Below are 14,642 nucleotides of genomic sequence, written 5' to 3' on the forward strand. Positions count from 1 at the left end.
CTCTCCGGTTCGGCGCGTTCCCCCGCCGGCCGCCCGACCGCCCGGCCCCTCGGGTTCCCCTCTTCCCTGAACCCCACCAGCCATGACTCATTCAACATACGCAAAGTTGAGTCTATTCCACTCAAGGTGGTGGGTGTCGGCAACCGCCGGTAGGTTCCGGAACATGGCCATGGACCTACGCAACCCCGACCCGTCGTACGTCGACTTCTGGCGCGGGTACCACATGTGCACCCTGACGACTCCCCGCCCGGACGGCAGTCCCCATGTCGTCGCGGTGGGCGTCACCTACGACCCGGAGGGCGGCGAGAAGGGCATCGCCCGGGTCATCACCAACAAGAACAGCCGCAAGGTGGCCAATGTGCTGGCCGCCGGCCCGGAGGGCGCGCGGGTGGCGGTCTGCCAGGTCGACAAGGGCCGGTGGGCGACGCTGGAAGGGCGCGCGACCATCCGCACCGAACCGGAGGCCGTCGCGGACGCGGTCGCCCGCTACGCGGAGCGCTACGGACGCACGCCGACGCCGAACCCCGACCGCGTGGTCATCGAGATCGCCCTGACCCGGGCGATGGGACGGGCCTAGGGAGTGTCCTCACCATGGCGTCGTCCGCCCGAAGGGCGGGGCCGGCGGCAACGGGTGCGGGCGATCGCGAGGCGGAGGAAAGAGCCACCGCGGTGGGGGTACCGCCCGTGCCCGTAGGGCTATGGGGGACATGGGCGACCGGAGCGGTGAGCGGTGTCCGGTGCCGGGGCGGGTACCCCCGGTTGGGTCCGCGTCGCGCGCCCGTCCCTCAACGGCCGCCCGCCCCTCGAAGGCCGCCCGGCACGGAGGCCCGGGCGGGAGCGGAGCCGCACGCTCCGCAGTTCACCGCGCGCGGGACCGGCGGGCGGGCGCCGGGCCCCTGCCGGGCCGCGACCGGACGCGGACAGCACAGCGGCACCATCGCGTTTCAGGTCCGCGATGGTGCCGCTGTGTGGGGGAAGCACCTGAGCGATCTACAACGACGGGGGAACCGCTCAGGCGCTGCGGGGGGTGGCGGTGGTGGTCTCGGGCTCGACCAGCTGGTGATCACGCTGATCGAGATTGACGAAGATCATGCCGTACCGGATGGCACAGCGAACGGGCTGCGGGGCACCTCGGGGCCGACGGAGGCACCGGTAGGCGCGAATATCCTCGTCGTCTCCTCGCGTGATGACGATCGGCTCTCCGAAGAGGGTGACCATCAACGAATCGCCACTGTGCGGCACCGCCGTGACGAGGTCGATGAAATGCCACCCGGATCGATAGGCGGACGCCATCTCGCGCCGGAAACGGGGATCTTCGGGAACCGTCATGCCCCCACGGACCCCCATCCGGGATCGCCCGCCGGAGCGACCGCGCCCCATCCGGGATCCTTGGCCTCGACGACATGCTGCGTCCCCGCGCCCCAGCCTGGATCCTCGGCTGACGCCACTGCCCCCACCGCGGCAGCGGCGATGAGTGCGACACCAACTACGGTGCGTATGAGCTTCTTGGCCATGACCGAGCAACCTCACTTGAAGGTGATACATCCCGCTCCCCCGCAGCCACGACGATGGCCCACTCCTCACGTTTTCACCACTGGCTCAATGCATCATGTTCCTGAATCGGAAAAGCCTGGGGGTGTACATATGCGATCGGATCGGGATGAACAGGGACATCCTCACAGTCACGTAGAGCTCTGTGAAACCGGCTCCCAGCTCTACGTGGACGCCCTTCGCGCTGGGCGAATAGCCCGTGCCGAGGTCGCGCAGGCCCCCTGCCTCCTCGACCTGGACCTGCTGCGACCGGATCCCGACGATCCGCGGTGGCTCCGCCCGGTGCCGCCCTCCGCCGCACTGGCGCAACTGATACTCCCCATCGAGAAGGAGATCCAGGACCGGAGGCGGCTGACCATCGCCCTCGCCGACGCCTTTGAGCCATTCATGGCCGTCAGTGCCCAGGATGCCTCCACCACCCACGCCATCAGCGTGCTGGAAGGCCTGAAACGGATCAACGCGAGCCTCGACCGGGCCGTCGCGGAGTGCTCCTTCGAGCTGCTCACCGTCCAGCCCGGCAGCGGCCGCAGCGCCGCCACCTTCGGTGAGGCCCTGCGCCGGGTCCGGCCGCTGCTCGGCCGGGGCATCAAGATGCGGACGCTGTACCAGCACACCGCTCGCCACCAGCCCATAACGTTGGCGTATTTGGAGCGCATCGGCCCCGAGGTCGACGTGCGGACCCTTGAGGAGATCATCGACCGGCTGATCATCGTCGACCGCAAGGTCGCCTTCGTACCCGCCAGCCGCGACCGCCAGGTCGCCCTGGAACTGCGCCACCCCGGGCTGGTGGAGTACCTGGTCGGCGTCTTCGAGCAGTTCTGGCTCCAGGCGATCCCGCTCGACGACCCGGTCACCTACGAGCCCCATCCGCACGGCATCAGCGGCGTCCAGCGCTCGATAGCCAAGCTCCTGGTGGAGGGCCATGTCGACGAGGCCATCGCCCGCCGGCTCGGCATGAACGTCCGCACCTGCCGGGCCCACATCGCCAAGCTCGCCTCCGCGCTGGGCAGCGGCAGCCGGGCGCAGCTGGGCTATCTCATCGCCCAGTCCGGGATCCTGGAGCAGGACCAGTGCTCGTGAACCGCCCCGGCCCGCCGCCCCGGCCGCCCGCCCCGGCGGCGAGGCGGGCCTTGTCGGCGTCCGCGGGGACGGCCCGCCGCGCGCGTCCCGCGTCCGTACGCCCGGCACGCGGGACGCGGCGGCCGGCACCGCGCCGGACGCCGGCCTGACCGGCGACCTGGTCCCGTAGGCCGCGTCCGTCCCCGCGCGGGGCGGCGCCCCGGCCGCGGGCGGGCACCAGGGCCTTGCCGCCCGGACCGGTCCGGAGCCCGCACGACCCCGACGAGGGGCGGTGCCAGGCGTCGCCGGCCGGACGGGATGGTGAGGACGCTAACTCGCCGAGGCCTTCCACGCGGTGACCTCGACCGTGTCCGTGTTGCCCAGGTCGAGCGGGCTCCGCGGGGCGACCGTCTGTGCCTCGGCGCCGCCCGCGGGGGTCACCCGCAGATACGCGCCGCTCGTCGCCACGACATCCGTCCGGGTCACGGTGTTGCGCCAGATCAGCGACGCGAAGGCCTGCTTGCCGGGGCCGAGGACGAACGTCGAGCGGGCCGCGGTGCCGCCCACCGAGTCGGTGCCGAGCCGGACGGCGATGTCGAGCTTCTCGCCCCGCTCGTCGAGGACTTCGAGGTCCGGGTAGCCGCTCACCTCGTACGGCCGCGTGCCGCAGTTGAGCAGATTGACCGCCATACCCCGCACCCCCATCGCCGCGTCGACCGGGCCGGTCGACACCCGCACCCCGGACGCCGGACAGGCCCGGGGGTCGGTCTCTCCCGGGGGCCCGGACGCCGTGGCGGGCGCCGAGGGCGCCGCAGGCACGGCGGAGGCGGAGGGGACGCCGGGGGCCCGCGGTGCGGAGGACACCGTTTCCCCGCCGTCACAGGCCACCGCCGAGGCCGCGAGTGCCAACAGGGCGGTCAGCGCGAGGCCGTTGCGCGCCACCCGGCCGTTCGATCTCGTACGCATGTGCGGATCATCGCACGCCCCGGCGCGGCCCCTCCCCCGTACGAACACGCCTGCGACGGGGCCCGGGCGGGCGCGCACACGGAAGAGCCCCCTCCGCCACGGCGGAAGGGGCTCTGCACGCGCTACGGGCACCCTCGCGGGGCCCACGCGCATCTCACTGGTCGACGTCTCACTGGTCGACGCCGCGCGGCTTGGGGCGCCAGACGACGAGGGCGCTCGTCTGCTGCACGTCCTGGTACGGCACCAGATCACGACGGTACGAGGCGTGCACCTGCGCCTCGCGCTGGCGCATCGCGGCGGCGGCCCCCTCGACCGCCGAGCCCAGCTCGGCGACACGGGCCTGGAGCGCGGCGACCTGGTTCTCCAGCTCGATGATCCGCTTGATGCCCGCCAGGTTGATGCCCTCGTCCTGCGACAGCTGCTGCACCTGTCGCAGCAGTTCGATGTCGCGGGCCGAGTACCGCCTGCCGCGTCCCGCCGTACGGTCCGGCGAGACCAGGCCCAGCCGGTCGTACTGCCGCAGCGTCTGCGGGTGCAGACCGCTCAGCTGGGCCGCCACCGAGATGACGTACACCGGCGTCTCGTCGGTCAGCTCGTACGGGTTGCGCCGACGTCCGTCCATCTCAAGCCCCCTCAACGGCCTGGAACAGCTCCGCCCGCGGGTCCTCGCCCGCGGTCGCCTCGCGGTACGTCTCCAGCGCTTCACGCGCCTTCTCGCTCAGGTCCTTCGGCACGGCCACCTCGAAGGTGACCAGCAGGTCGCCGCGCGTCCCGTCCTTGCGGACCGCGCCCTTGCCGCGGGCCCGCATCGTACGGCCGTTGGGGGTACCCGCGGGGATCTTGAGCGTGACCGCGGGGCCGCCGAGCGTCGGGACCTTGATCTCGCCGCCCAGCGCCGCCTCGTCGAACGAGACCGGCACGGAGACGGTGAGGTTGTCGTCCTTGCGGCCGAAGACCGGGTGGGCGTCGACGTGCACGACCACGTACAGGTCACCGGCCGGCCCGCCCCGCTCGCCGGGCGCGCCCTTGCCGCGCAGCCGGATGCGCTGCCCGTCCGAGACGCCCGCCGGGATGCGGACCTGCATGGTGCGCGAGGACTTCGCCCGGCCGCTGCCGTGGCAGACGTCGCAGGGGTCCTGGGCGATGAGCCCGCGGCCCTTGCAGTCCACGCACGGGTCGGTGAGCGAGAAGCCGCCGCCCGTGCCGCGCGAGACCTGTCCGGTGCCGACACAGGTGGGGCAGACCCGGGGGGTGCCGTTCTTGTCGCCCGTGCCCGAACACGCCTTGCAGGGCTGCTGGCTGGACATCCGCAGCGGGACCGTGGCCCCGTCGACGGCCTCGGTGAAGCTGAGCGTCACCTCGGACTCGATGTCCTGACCGCGGCGCGGCTGCGTCCGGGTGCCCGGTCCGGTGCCCCGGTTGAACAGACCGCCGAACACGTCCCCGAGGCCGCCGCCGAACCCACCGGCCCCACCGGCGCCGCCCGCCCCGCCCTGGGCGCCTCCGAAGAGGTCGCCCAGGTCGAAGTTGAACGTTCCGCCGGCGCCGCCGGGCCCGGCCCGGAAGCCGCCGTTGCCGAAGAGGGCGCGAGCGTCGTCGTACTCCTTGCGCTTCTTCGGGTCGCCGAGGATGTCGTTGGCCTCGGAGATCTCCTTGAAGCGCTCCTCGGCCCTGGTGTCACCCTTGTTGGCGTCCGGGTGGTTCTCGCGGGCGAGCTTCCGGTACGCCTTCTTGATCTCAGCCTCGGTGGCGTCCTTGGGGACGCCGAGAACCTTGTAGTAGTCCTTCTCGACGAAGTCCTTCGTACTCATCGACGTCCCTCCTTCCGGACGATCATTGCGTCACCCCTCGTCGGGGGCACCGCTCTCCTCGTCGGCCGACTTCTCTTCCTTCGTCGTCGTGGACGCCGCGCCCGGCTGGGGCTCGGCGACCGCGACACGGGCGGGCCTGATGGTCCGCTCGCCGATCCGGTACCCCGGCTGCAGGATCGCGACGCACGTCGTCTCGGTGACGTCCGGCGCGTACGAGTGCATCAGGGCCTCGTGGATCGTCGGGTCGAAGGGCTCGCCCTCCTTGCCGAACTGCTGGAGGCCCATCTTCGCGGCGACCGTCTCCAGCGACTCGGCGACCGACTTGAACCCGCCCACCAGCTCGCCGTGTTCACGGGCGCGGCCGATGTCGTCGAGCACCGGCAGGAGCTCGGTCAGGAGGTTCGCGACGGCGATCTCCTTGACCGTGACCCGGTCGCGCTCGACCCGGCGGCGGTAGTTCTGGTACTCGGCCTGAAGCCGCTGGAGGTCCCCGGTGCGCTCGCTGAGCGCGCTGCGGGCCTGGTCCAGCTGGGCGGTCAGACCGGTGATCTGGCTTGCGTCCCCGGCCGGGGCCGCCGAACCCTCCTCGGTGGAGGGGGACTCGGCGGCATCGGCGGCGTCGTCAGGGGTGGCGCCGGAGGGGACGTCGGGCTTCTCCTCGAAGCCCGGAGTCTCCTCGGTCACGCGGCACCGTCCTTCTTCGGCTTCTCGTCGTCGACGATCTCGGCGTCGATGACGTCGTCGTCGGCCTTGGCGTCACCCTGGGGGGCGTCACCGGCGGCCTGGGCGGCCTGGGCGTCGGCGTACATCGCCTGGCCGAGCTTCTGGGAGACGGCCGCGACCTTCTCGGTGGCGGTGCGGATCTCCGCGGTGTCCTCGCCCTTCAGCTTCTCCTTGAGCTCGGTCACCGCCGTCTCGACCTCGGTCTTGACGTCGCCCGGGACCTTGTCCTCGTTGTCCTTGAGGAACTTCTCGGTCTGGTAGACGAGCTGCTCGCCCTGGTTGCGGGTCTCGGCGGCCTCGCGGCGACGGTGGTCCTCGTCCGCGTACTGCTCGGCCTCCTGGCGCATCCGGTCGACCTCGTCCTTCGGCAGCGAGGAGCCGCCGGTGACGGTCATCTTCTGCTCCTTGCCCGTGCCCAGGTCCTTCGCGGTCACGTGCATGATGCCGTTGGCGTCGATGTCGAAGGCGACCTCGATCTGCGGGACCCCGCGGGGGGCCGGCGGCAGACCGGTCAGCTCGAACATCCCGAGCTTCTTGTTGTACGCCGCGATCTCGCGCTCGCCCTGGTAGACCTGGATCTGCACGGACGGCTGGTTGTCCTCGGCCGTCGTGAAGATCTCGGACCGCTTGGTCGGGATCGTGGTGTTGCGCTCGATCAGCTTGGTCATGATGCCGCCCTTGGTCTCGATACCGAGGGACAGCGGGGTCACGTCGAGGAGCAGGACGTCCTTGACCTCACCCTTGAGGACACCGGCCTGCAGGGCGGCGCCGATGGCGACGACCTCGTCCGGGTTGACGCCCTTGTTGGCGTCCTGACCGCCGGTCAGCTCCTTGACGAGCTCGGCGACGGCCGGCATACGGGTCGAGCCACCGACGAGAACGACGTGGTCGATCTCCGAGAGCTGGATGCCCGCGTCCTTGATGACGTTGTGGAACGGCGTCTTGCAGCGCTCCAGCAGGTCGGCCGTCAGCTGCTGGAACTGAGCGCGGGTGAGCTTCTCGTCCAGGTGCAGCGGGCCCTCGGCGGACGCCGTGATGTACGGGAGGTTGATCGTCGTCTCGGTCGAGGACGACAGCTCGATCTTCGCCTTCTCCGCGGCCTCGCGCAGACGCTGGAGAGCCATCTTGTCCTTGGACAGGTCCACGCCGTGACCGTTGGCGAACTGCTTCACCAGGTAGTCGACGACACGCTGGTCCCAGTCGTCACCACCGAGGTGGTTGTCGCCGTTGGTGGCCTTCACCTCGACGACGCCGTCGCCGATCTCCAGCAGCGAGACGTCGAAGGTGCCGCCACCGAGGTCGAAGACCAGGATGGTCTGGTCGTCCTTGTCGAGTCCGTAGGCCAGGGCCGCGGCGGTGGGCTCGTTGACGATGCGCAGGACGTTGAGGCCCGCGATCTCACCGGCCTCCTTGGTGGCCTGACGCTCGGAGTCGTTGAAGTACGCCGGAACGGTGATGACCGCGTCGACGACCTTCTCGCCCAGGTAGGCCTCGGCGTCGCGCTTCAGCTTCTGCAGGATGAAGGCGCTCATCTGCTGCGGGTTGAAGTTCTTGCCGTCGATCTCGATCTTCCAGTCGGTGCCCATGTGGCGCTTGACCGACCGGATGGTCCTGTCGACATTGGTGACCGCCTGGCGCTTCGCGACCTCGCCGACGAGCACCTCGCCGTTCTTGGCGAAGGCGACGACGGACGGCGTGGTCCTGGCGCCCTCGGCGTTGGTGATGACGGTGGGCTCGCCGCCTTCGAGAACGCTGACGACGGAGTTAGTCGTGCCCAGGTCGATGCCGACCGCACGTGCCATTTCGATTCCTCCAGCTGACTTGAGTGGAACAGGCTCAAGGATGCACGACCCGCACTCCTGAGTCAACAGACCTGAGTCGACCCCGCTCAACTTTTATCCGGCCCTTATGCGCAATGGGGTGGCGCGACCGGCACCTGCCCACCCGTTCCGGCGGGCAAACGGGCCGGCCCTCCCCTTCACCCGACCGCCGCGGCCTGCCGCCGGAAGGCAATGGGCCCCGACCGGCGGCCGCCCCGGTGGGCCGACGCCCGCGCTCACCCCCGGGCCGGCACCCCTGCCCGTACCGCCCCCGCGCAGACCCGCGCCCCCGCCGCGACCCGCCGCAGAGCGGCATACGCCACACGCCCCATCCACCATGCGATCGTTCTGCGCGGGTGACAAATGCCGCACCGATGCAGCGTTCCCCACAAAGAGCAGCACCAGAGCGGCGGCACAGGAACAACGGCAAGAGCCACAGCAGCAGCAAGAGCAGCGTTCTCTACGGAAGGGTCAGGTGCGCCCATGCGTCCGCAGCCCAAGCGCGTCCTGGATCTGGTCCTCGGCTCGGTGCTGCTGGTCCTGGCCGGCCTCCCGCTCATCGGCGGCCTGGTCGCCACCGCGCTGCGGCGGCCGCGCGGAGGCGTCGTCGTACGGGAGACGGTGACCGGCCTCGGCGGGCGCCCCTTCACCCTGTACACGCTGAACACCCGCCGCTGCCGGCTCGACCTGCTCTCATGGCTGCCGCACGTCCTGCGCGGGCAGATGTCGCTCGTCGGCCCCGCGCCGCTGCCGCCCGGCACCCCCGGCGCGGAGCTCGGCTGGCGCCGGCACATGAGACCGGGCCTGACCGGGCTCGCGCAGATCAGACGGGGATCGGCGCTGCCCTGGGACGAGCCCCTGCTGCTGGACCAGCACTATGTGGAGCACCATTGGATGGGGCTGGACGTAGCCCTTCTCCTCCGTACCCCGGCGACGCTGCGGACCGTGCCCGGTCAGGCTCACCTGAGCGACGCAGATCACCGCCTGCGCGGCTACAGTGCGGCGGAATAAGTGGGTACGCTCAGCACGGACTGAATAAGTTACCGCTTAGTAGTGCTGAATCCTCCACCTCGCAGGCCCGAGGAGCCCCCATGCAACTCGCCGCGATCATCGTGTCGCTGGTCATCACGGTGGTAGCCGTCGCGCTGTTCGGCCGTGCCATCGCGCAGATCTACCGCTTCGTGCGGCTCGGCCAGCCCGTCCCCGCGGGCACCCGCACCGGCGACCCCACGCAGCGCACCATCACCGTGGTCAGGGAGTTCCTCGGCCACACCCGAATGAACCGCTGGGGCGTCGTCGGCGTGGCCCACTGGTTCGTGGCGGTGGGCTTCTTCTCGCTGCTGCTGACGATCGTCAACGCCTTCGGCCAGCTCTTCCAGGCCGACTGGCTGATCCCGATCATCGGCGACTGGCTGCCGTACGAGATCTTCACCGAGTTCCTCGGTCTGATGACGGTGCTCGGCATCGTGACGCTGATCGTCATCCGCCAGCTGAGCAGGCCGGGCAAGGCGGGCCGCAAGTCCCGCTTCGCCGGCTCGAAGACCGGCCAGGCGTACTTCGTCGAGGCCGTCATCCTGATCGTCGGCGTCTGCATCATGACGCTGCGCGCCCTCGAGGGCGCCCAGCACCATGTCACCAGCTGGGAGCCGGGCTTCTTCGCCTCGTACCCGCTGATCGCGGCGCTCGACGGACTGAGCCTGAGCACGCTCCAGCACCTCACCTACTTCTTCGCGGCGCTGAAGATCGTCACGTCCTTCACCTGGATGATCACGGTCTCGCTCAACACCAACATGGGCGTGGCCTGGCACCGTTTCCTCGGTTTCCCGAACATCTGGTTCAAGCGCAACGCGACGGGTGAGACCGCGCTGGGCGCGCTGCTGCCGATGACGTCGGGCGGCAAGGAGATCGACTTCGAGGACCCGGGCGAGGACGACGTCTTCGGCGTCTCCCAGGTCGAGCAGTTCTCCTGGAAGGGCATCCTCGACTTCTCCACCTGCACCGAGTGCGGACGCTGCCAGTCGCAGTGCCCCGCCTGGAACACCGGCAAGCCGCTGTCGCCCAAGCTGCTGATCATGTCGCTGCGCGACCACGCGCACGCCAAGGCGCCGTACCTGCTGGCCGGCGGCGGCAAGACCATGGAGGGCGAGGAGAAGGCCTCCGAGGAGCAGCTGAAGGACGTCCCGGCCGCGGCGCTGGCCGAGGCCGAGCGGCCGCTGATCGGGACGCTGGAGGAGAACGGCGTCATCGACCCGGACGTGCTGTGGTCCTGCACGACCTGCGGCGCCTGCGTCGAGCAGTGCCCGGTCGACATCGAGCACATCGACCACATCGTCGACATGCGCCGCTACCAGGTGATGATCGAGTCCGCCTTCCCCTCCGAGGCGGGCACGATGCTCAAGAACCTGGAGAAGAAGGGCAACCCCTGGGGCCTGGCCAAGAAGCAGCGGGTCGAGTGGACCAAGGAGGTCGACTTCGAGGTCCCGGTCGTCGGCAAGGACATCGAGGACCTCACCGAGGTCGACTACCTGTACTGGGTCGGCTGCGCCGGCGCCCTGGAGGACCGGGCGAAGAAGACCACCAAGGCCTTCGCGGAGCTGCTGCACATCGCGGGCGTGAAGTTCGCGATCATGGGCGGCGACGAGAAGTGCACCGGTGACTCCGCCCGCCGCCTGGGCAACGAGCCGCTGTTCCAGCAGCTCGGCCAGGAGAACGTCGCGATGCTGAACATGGCGTACGGCGAGGACGACGAGGACGAGTCGACCAGGAAGCCCAAGTCGGCCAAGAAGATCGTCGCCACCTGCCCGCACTGCTTCAACACCATCGCCAACGAGTACCCGCAGCTCGGCGGCGAGTTCGAGGTCATCCACCACACCCAGCTGCTGCAGCACCTCATCGACGAGGGCAAGCTCATCCCGGTGACCCCGGTCGAGGGCCTCATCACCTACCACGACCCCTGCTACCTGGGCCGTCACAACAAGGTCTACACGCCGCCGCGCGAGATCATGTCGGCCGTCCCGGGCCTGCGCCAGCAGGAGATGCACCGCCACAAGGAACGCGGCTTCTGCTGCGGCGCCGGTGGTGCCCGGATGTGGATGGAGGAGCGGATCGGCAAGCGCATCAACACCGAGCGCGTCGACGAGGCCCTGTCCCTCAACCCGGACATCGTCTCCACCGCCTGCCCCTTCTGCCTCGTCATGCTCACGGACTCCGTGAACGGCAAGAAGAACGACGGCAAGGCGAAGGAGTCCCTCCAGGTCGTCGACGTCGCCCAGCTGCTGCTGGACTCCGTCAAGACGCCGGTGGAGGACGCCCCGGCGGAGGACGCCCCGGAGCCGGAGCCGGTGAAGTGACGCCGTAACACCCGCTGCCGCGAAACGGCCGGACCTGCCTCGGGGGCGGGACCGGCCGTTTCGCGTCTCATCACGACTCGCGTCGCGCGTCGCGCGATGTACGGGGGCCGGCCGGCGACGACCGCCATTCGGCGTAAGGCCGCCCACGGGCGTCGGCCCGCCCCCGGCCGGCTGCGACGGACGGCACTCCCCCGGACCCCGGACCCAAACCCGGACCCCGGCGGAGCCTCGCCCCTGGGGAAGACCCGTCGGGGTCCCCTTAGGGGATGTCACAGCTCGGCAGCAAAGGGCCCCCGTTCCCAGGGCCCGGACGCCGCGAACGGCAGGACCGGGTACGTTCGTGACGTGGCTGGATTCAGGATCGGACGCGGCCGGGACAACCGCACCCCGCAACAACAACCGCAGCGGGCGCCGTACGGCGGCGCCGCAGCGCCACCCCCGTATGCCCAACAGCAGCAGGGCTGGCCCCAGGCGCAGCAGCCGTACGGGGAGCCGGAGTACTTCGGCGACCCCTACCAGCAGCAGCACCAGGGCGGCCGCCCGCCGCAGGCGCCGCACGGGGGCCACGGCGGCCATGGGGGCCATGGGGGCGGCTCCCACGGGCACGGCGGCCATGGGGGATACCCGCAGCAGCCCGATCCGTACGCGGCGAACAACCCGGGCCACACCCAGGCCTTCACCGTCGACGACGACCGGTACGGCGATGGCGCCACCTACCGGGCCGGCGCGGCGCCGGCCGCGCCCACCGGGGCCCGGCTGCCCTGGAAGCAGCTCCTCAGCGGCATCGTGATGCGCCCGGGCCCGACGTTCTGGCAGATGCGCGACCACGCCGTGTGGGGCCCCGCGCTGGTCATCACGTTCCTCTACGGTCTGCTCGCGCTCTTCGGCTTCGACCAGGCCCGCGAGGAGGCGATCAACGCGACGATCTCCTCGGCCATCCCGTACGTCCTGCTGACCGGCGCCATGTTCGTGGTCGGCGGTCTGATCCTGGGCGCGGTGACGCACACCCTGGCGCGGCAGCTCGGCGGCGACGGCGCGTGGCAGCCGACCGTCGGCCTGTCCATGCTGATCATGTCGATGACGGACGCTCCGCGTCTGGTGTTCGCCCTCTTCCTGGGCGGCGAGAACCCGCTGGTGCAGATCGTCGGCTGGCTGTCCTGGCTGGCGGCGGGTGCCCTGTTCACTTCGATGGTGAGCAAGTCGCACGACCTGCCGTGGCCGAAGGCGCTGGGCGCCTCGGCGATCCAGCTGGTCGCGCTGCTGTCGCTGATCAAGCTGGGCACGATCTGACGTCCGCGCCCCGCACACGCGAGAAGGGCCCCCACCGTGCCGGTGGGGGCCCTTCGTGACGTGCGGGGGGCCGTGGGGGCCCCTGGTGCCGCGTGGAGCGGTCAGGCGTCCAGGACCTGACCGGTCCGCCTCACCACGGGCTTCTCGACGCTCCACGGGAAGTTGATCCAGTCGTCCGTGCGCTTCCACACGTACTCGCACTTCACGAGCGAGTGGGACTTCTCGTAGACGACCGCGCTGCGCACCTCGGCGACGGTACCGACGCAGAAGTCGTGCACCAGCTTCAGCGTCTTGCCGGTGTCGGCCACGTCATCGGCGATGAGGACCTTCTTGTCGGAGAAGTCGATGGCGTTGGGGACCGGGGCCAGCATGACCGGCATCTCCAGCGTGGTCCCGACACCGGTGTAGAACTCGACGTTCACCAGGTGGATGTTCTTGCAGTCGAGCGCGTACGCCAGGCCGCCGGCCACGAACACCCCGCCGCGGGCGATGGAGAGCACGATGTCCGGCTCGTACCCGTCGTCCGCGATGGTCTGCGCGAGCTCCCGCACCGCCCGGCCGAAGCCCTCGTATGTCAGGTTCTCTCGTACGTCACTCATTGCTCACACCTGTGTCCGATGGAAGTTCTGGAACGACCGGGAGGCCGTCGGCCCACGCTGCCCCTGGTAACGGGAGCCGTACTTCTCGGATCCGTACGGGTGCTCCGCCGGCGAGCTCAGCCGGAACATGCACAGCTGCCCGATCTTCATGCCCGGCCAGAGCTTGATCGGCAGCGTGGCGACGTTCGACAGCTCCAGGGTCACGTGCCCGGAGAACCCGGGATCGATGAACCCGGCGGTGGAGTGCGTGACCAGCCCGAGCCGGCCGAGGGAGCTCTTGCCCTCCAGCCGGGACGCGAGGTCGTCGGGGAGCGTGATGACCTCGTACGTGGAGGCGAGCACGAACTCCCCGGGGTGCAGGACGAACGCCTCGTCGCCCTCCGGCTCGACGAGCCGCGTGAGGTCCGCCTGCTCGACGGCGGGGTCGATGTGGGGGTAGCGGTGATTCTCGAACACCCTGAAGTAGCGGTCGAGCCGCACGTCGATGCTCGAGGGCTGCACCATCGAATCGTCGAACGGGTCGATACGCACCCGTCCCGCGTCGATCTCGGTCCGGATGTCCATGTCTGAGAGAAGCACGTCCCGAGGATACGCAGAGCGCGCGGGCCCGCCCCAATCGGACGGACTCCGCGCGCCTCGGACCACCGTCCGTTAACGCTGTTCGAGCACCACGGGCACGGCATGCCGCAGCCGCGCGCACCGCGGGCACCGAAGGAGCCGCCCGGGCCCGATCCGGCCGGCACCGAGCTGCTGCAGCGGGAACGAAGCGGTATTGAACACGTGCCCCTCGGCACAGCGGACGAGGGTGCGCTCCATGGAGTCCATCAAGTCCCTTCCCCAGGAAAGCGTGGGCGAGACAGCCACATTAGGGGATCAACAGGACACCGCTCCAGGCGGCACTCCGCCCCCACACGGTACGCCCCAACTCCCGCCCGCCGCACCGCGATACCTCCCCCACGAACCACGAAAACCCCGCGGCGCGATACACCCGGGGGTCACGATGGGGTACAGTGAGCGACGATGCGGCAGAGATCCTCTGGCCGCTTCGCGGGTGTAGTTTAATGGTAGAACATGAGCTTCCCAAGCTCAGAGCGCGAGTTCGATTCTCGTCACCCGCTCTTGTGAGAAGGCCCAGGTCAGCGACCTGGGCCTTGTTTGTTGTCTGGACCTCTTGTGACGGTCGTGCCCTCCGCGTGCGCCAACGACCAAGAATGCCCAGGCCCAGCGCGCCGCGGCGCACCACATGCGCCACCGGCGCACCGCGCCTGTGGCGCCCGCCACGCAGCTGGAGGCCACGGCAGCGAGCAATTCAATCCGCCGGCGCTGACCTCGCGCCGAATGTGAAGAGTTTGCGGCACAGCACACTCGCTACATGGATACAAGCGGACGCTGGAGGAAGCCCCGAAAGCCTTCCAGCGGCTCCCCGCCCCGTTCATGGAGCAGCTCACCAGGAAGACCCTCGGCAACGCCGTC

13 protein-coding genes and 1 tRNA gene are annotated in these 14,642 nt (G+C 70.0%); 6 read left to right on the forward strand and 8 right to left on the reverse strand.

Annotated features, from left to right (window positions below; translation table 11 throughout):
- The first annotated feature begins 163 nt into the window (after window positions 1-163).
- Entirely contained in the window at window positions 164-577 is a 414-nt protein-coding gene (locus tag PUR26_RS13815) for a pyridoxamine 5'-phosphate oxidase family protein (protein ID WP_329872533.1), read from the forward strand.
- Window positions 578-1,011: 434 nt separating this feature from the next.
- Here the strand turns inward: PUR26_RS13815 and PUR26_RS13820 are convergent, their stop codons facing one another.
- Window positions 1,012-1,329: a (2Fe-2S)-binding protein gene (locus PUR26_RS13820; RefSeq protein WP_329872534.1), complete on the reverse strand. Its 318-nt coding sequence runs from the start codon at window positions 1,327-1,329 to the stop codon at window positions 1,012-1,014.
- 315 nt (window positions 1,330-1,644) lie between these two features.
- On the opposite strand from PUR26_RS13820, the gene PUR26_RS13825 reads away from it, so the two are divergent.
- Window positions 1,645-2,631: a helix-turn-helix transcriptional regulator gene (locus tag PUR26_RS13825; RefSeq protein WP_329872536.1), complete on the forward strand. Its 987-nt coding sequence runs from the start codon at window positions 1,645-1,647 to the stop codon at window positions 2,629-2,631.
- 309 nt (window positions 2,632-2,940) lie between these two features.
- Here PUR26_RS13825 and PUR26_RS13830 read toward each other — a convergent pair whose 3' ends face one another.
- The 5 genes from PUR26_RS13830 to dnaK form a co-directional block, all read right to left on the reverse strand.
- Window positions 2,941-3,576, reverse strand: coding sequence for a DUF4232 domain-containing protein (locus tag PUR26_RS13830; protein ID WP_329872538.1), 636 nt, complete (start codon window positions 3,574-3,576; stop codon window positions 2,941-2,943).
- Window positions 3,577-3,745: 169 nt separating this feature from the next.
- Window positions 3,746-4,198, reverse strand: a complete 453-nt coding sequence (locus tag PUR26_RS13835; protein ID WP_329872540.1) for a heat shock protein transcriptional repressor HspR — start codon at window positions 4,196-4,198, stop codon at window positions 3,746-3,748.
- Window position 4,199: 1 nt separating this feature from the next.
- Window positions 4,200-5,387: a molecular chaperone DnaJ gene (gene dnaJ / locus PUR26_RS13840; RefSeq protein ID WP_329872542.1), complete on the reverse strand. Its 1,188-nt coding sequence runs from the start codon at window positions 5,385-5,387 to the stop codon at window positions 4,200-4,202.
- Between the two features lie 30 nt (window positions 5,388-5,417).
- Window positions 5,418-6,071 carry a nucleotide exchange factor GrpE gene (grpE, locus tag PUR26_RS13845; RefSeq protein ID WP_329872544.1) on the reverse strand — a complete coding sequence of 218 codons (654 nt, stop codon included), beginning with the start codon at window positions 6,069-6,071 and terminating at the stop codon, window positions 5,418-5,420.
- Window positions 6,068-7,912 (reverse strand): molecular chaperone DnaK, encoded by a 1,845-nt coding sequence (gene dnaK, locus PUR26_RS13850; RefSeq protein WP_329872546.1) that lies wholly within the window; start codon window positions 7,910-7,912, stop codon window positions 6,068-6,070. Before dnaK ends, grpE begins: the two co-directional genes overlap by 4 nt.
- Window positions 7,913-8,413: 501 nt before the next feature.
- On the opposite strand from dnaK, the gene PUR26_RS13855 reads away from it, so the two are divergent.
- From PUR26_RS13855 to PUR26_RS13865, 3 genes are all read left to right on the forward strand, one after another.
- Window positions 8,414-8,941 carry a sugar transferase gene (locus tag PUR26_RS13855; RefSeq protein WP_329872548.1) on the forward strand — a complete coding sequence of 176 codons (528 nt, stop codon included), beginning with the start codon at window positions 8,414-8,416 and terminating at the stop codon, window positions 8,939-8,941.
- An 80-nt stretch (window positions 8,942-9,021) separates the two neighbouring features.
- Window positions 9,022-11,280 carry a (Fe-S)-binding protein gene (locus PUR26_RS13860; protein ID WP_329872550.1) on the forward strand — a complete coding sequence of 753 codons (2,259 nt, stop codon included), beginning with the start codon at window positions 9,022-9,024 and terminating at the stop codon, window positions 11,278-11,280.
- A gap of 345 nt (window positions 11,281-11,625) precedes the next feature.
- The gene (locus tag PUR26_RS13865; RefSeq protein ID WP_329872552.1) at window positions 11,626-12,570 is read left to right on the forward strand and encodes a Yip1 family protein; all 945 of its coding nucleotides are present in this window, start codon (window positions 11,626-11,628) and stop codon (window positions 12,568-12,570) included.
- A gap of 101 nt (window positions 12,571-12,671) precedes the next feature.
- Here PUR26_RS13865 and PUR26_RS13870 read toward each other — a convergent pair whose 3' ends face one another.
- Both PUR26_RS13870 and dcd read right to left on the reverse strand, forming a co-directional pair.
- On the reverse strand, window positions 12,672-13,169 hold the full coding sequence (locus PUR26_RS13870) for a phosphoribosyltransferase (RefSeq protein ID WP_329872554.1): 498 nt from the start codon (window positions 13,167-13,169) through the stop codon (window positions 12,672-12,674).
- Window positions 13,170-13,172: 3 nt separating this feature from the next.
- Window positions 13,173-13,748 (reverse strand): dCTP deaminase, encoded by a 576-nt coding sequence (dcd, locus tag PUR26_RS13875; RefSeq protein WP_329872556.1) that lies wholly within the window; start codon window positions 13,746-13,748, stop codon window positions 13,173-13,175.
- Window positions 13,749-14,216: 468 nt separating this feature from the next.
- On the opposite strand from dcd, the gene PUR26_RS13880 reads away from it, so the two are divergent.
- Window positions 14,217-14,287, forward strand: a tRNA-Gly gene (locus PUR26_RS13880).
- Window positions 14,288-14,642 lie beyond the last annotated feature (355 nt).

It is taken from the genome of Streptomyces sp. SP18CS02, from assembly GCF_036322365.1.
Classification (GTDB): domain Bacteria; phylum Actinomycetota; class Actinomycetes; order Streptomycetales; family Streptomycetaceae; genus Streptomyces.

Bases quoted from the DNA above. Each gene is read 5' to 3' on its own strand.
- PUR26_RS13820 (WP_329872534.1), bottom strand. From the start codon at position 1,329: ATGACGGTTCCCGAAGATCCCCGTTTCCGGCGCGAGATGGCGTCCGCC.
- PUR26_RS13835 (WP_329872540.1), bottom strand. From the start codon at position 4,198: ATGGACGGACGTCGGCGCAACCCGTACGAGCTGACCGACGAGACGCCG.
- PUR26_RS13815 (WP_329872533.1), top strand. From the start codon at position 164: ATGGCCATGGACCTACGCAACCCCGACCCGTCGTACGTCGACTTCTGG.
- PUR26_RS13860 (WP_329872550.1), top strand. From the start codon at position 9,022: ATGCAACTCGCCGCGATCATCGTGTCGCTGGTCATCACGGTGGTAGCC.
- PUR26_RS13855 (WP_329872548.1), top strand. From the start codon at position 8,414: ATGCGTCCGCAGCCCAAGCGCGTCCTGGATCTGGTCCTCGGCTCGGTG.
- PUR26_RS13870 (WP_329872554.1), bottom strand. From the start codon at position 13,169: ATGAGTGACGTACGAGAGAACCTGACATACGAGGGCTTCGGCCGGGCG.
- PUR26_RS13830 (WP_329872538.1), bottom strand. From the start codon at position 3,576: ATGCGTACGAGATCGAACGGCCGGGTGGCGCGCAACGGCCTCGCGCTG.
- PUR26_RS13825 (WP_329872536.1), top strand. From the start codon at position 1,645: ATGCGATCGGATCGGGATGAACAGGGACATCCTCACAGTCACGTAGAG.
- dnaJ (WP_329872542.1), bottom strand. From the start codon at position 5,387: ATGAGTACGAAGGACTTCGTCGAGAAGGACTACTACAAGGTTCTCGGC.
- dnaK (WP_329872546.1), bottom strand. From the start codon at position 7,912: ATGGCACGTGCGGTCGGCATCGACCTGGGCACGACTAACTCCGTCGTC.